Below are 2,047 nucleotides of genomic sequence, written 5' to 3' on the forward strand. Positions count from 1 at the left end.
TAATTGTGCCTGTTTTGCGCCGATATGGCGGGAAATGGGCTAAAAACAGACAAATAATGAGGAAGTGCTGCCTGAAATTCACGTTTTTTGCCGGCCAATGTCTAGATTGGCGAAATGCAGCATTTATTCAGACCTTCCCTAGTGTGGCGCAGCTATCGGCGCAGTGGTTGAGGCGTCTCATTGCGCGATATGTGCAGGTGTAGAAACAGGTGGGGGTAGAGTGCGACTAGCGGCATGCCTAGGCGGACGGAGTCAACACGATGCATGTCCGTCGACGCTGCTGTAATCGTCCCAGCAGCCACTACTGCGCCTTCTTCAAGCGGTCGGTTAGTTCTCTGCAGCCTGCTAGCTCGGTGTTGAAGGCGGCGGAGCGCTCTTGTTCTGGGAGGTAAAGTCCTGTCTTCTCGCAGACGCCGGCAGGCTCGCGGATGAGATCAACATGGCCGACATGGTCGCTTGCTGCTCGTCGCGCTCATGAAGCGCGCAGGTATGAATGTGCTCAAACAGTCCTTTCGTCGCTGCGCCGATATCAGCCTTCTGAGATTCTGTTTCATATGAGCTAGTGCCTCTGTGATCGAGGTCCGATGGGGTTGGTGGTGATCGAATGGCTTAGCGACTCGATCTCTTTCGTTAGAGAACTTCGAGGTTGGTCAGAGATGCACGTCTGCGAAGCATCGTCAAGGTTTGGGCAGCGCGATAGCGCGCGACTAGAGCCGCTCCGACAGACGCGGTGATTGGGGCAACAAAGAGGGGCAGGAGGATCGCCGAACAGCCGATCAGGGTGGCCCAGGCGCCGCCCGCCATAATCATGATCCCTGCCCGATTCCAGCCGGTGATTTCGAGAGGTAGCAACCGGGAATGAAGAATGAAAAGCAGGAATGGAAGGCTGCCAAAAATGGCGGCGATCATGCCAATGCCTGCATCATAGTCTTTAACCAGCATGATGCAGATAGACACCAGTGGGGCTGCCGCAAGAAGCCCCATTGCAGTATCTAGCTTGGCGTAAAACCGCATTCGGTTGTCGATTCCAGTGATGATGTGCATCTTGCTCGCTTCGTCCATGCTGGGTTCTGTCTTAAGCCTTGGTCAGTGAAAGGTTAGGGCCGTCGACTCATTAGAGTCGGGCAACTATCTTTAGCCCTTGAGTGCATCGAACAGAGAGTCGAGTGCAGGCTTGGATTTGATGGCAATGCTTTCTCCATTGTCAATGGCCATTAGTTTTGACCCATTTGCATACCGCTAACCGCCGTTTTGCTGTTTCAGTCGGTAGCTTCCCCCCAGCATGAACATGTGTGAATGGTGGATTACGCGGTCTAGGATGGGCACGGCCACGTTAGGCCCTGTTTTTCGCGTGTCGCAGCCACTACCGCTTGCCTTGCAGCTCAGAAACGACGAGGCCTGCAGCCTGATATCTGAAAAGATCTGGGGCGACTTCTTGCCTGAAACGGAGTTCTCACTCCTAGACGCGATCGCGAAGGACGGTTTCGCGTGGAGATGAAGCTTGTAGCAAAAATGTCCGATGTGCGCTATGACAGTTGGGGCGATGTGCCAGACCGACGCTGTTGGCATCAGAATCAGAATGTGGATACACCTCCAAGCTCCTCCCTGCGTTCCATGATGACGGTTGCGTGGCGGAAGGCGTCAGCTCATCTATGTACGTTTCTTCCGTTTTCACTGCCGTAAGTCGATCCCCAGCGGTCTGGCGGTGGCTACACTTCGGTCTATATGGCTGTTATTGGACGTTGCGGCCCTTTTAGCTGCTTGGTCAGGGCGCTGCACCGAGCCTCGGCGCGGCATATCGGAAGATTTGTACATAGATGACGGCAGGAGCGCCTGCACCTCTGAAAAAGCTAATCTAGGGTAATGGCACTGCGCTGCCTGAGCAGCTGGACAGGGTGGAATGTTGGTAAGCGCTCAACAAACCCCGCTCTTGCGCTCAGTCGTTTTCTAATCTCCCGTCGATAACAGGCGACTGCCCGCATCTTTTATCGCCGAGAGCAGATGTGGTGACACATTCCAGCGCTGCCCACTGTCCGTTACAACGGTG

General features: G+C 54.6%; 2 protein-coding genes. One reads left to right on the plus strand and one right to left on the minus strand.

Features of this window, described 5'->3' with window-relative positions; genetic code table 11:
• A partial coding sequence (locus AC13EY_RS09090; protein ID WP_482890411.1) for a hypothetical protein occupies positions 1-203 on the plus strand: 203 nt, incomplete at its 5' end.
• 427 nt (positions 204-630) lie between these two features.
• On the opposite strand, the gene AC13EY_RS09095 is transcribed toward AC13EY_RS09090, so the two are convergent.
• The gene (locus AC13EY_RS09095; protein WP_482876041.1) at positions 631-1,062 is read right to left on the minus strand and encodes a hypothetical protein; all 432 of its coding nucleotides are present in this window, start codon (positions 1,060-1,062) and stop codon (positions 631-633) included.
• Between the last annotated feature and the right edge of the window lie 985 nt (positions 1,063-2,047).

The organism is Halopseudomonas sp. L-58 (genome assembly GCF_056859475.1).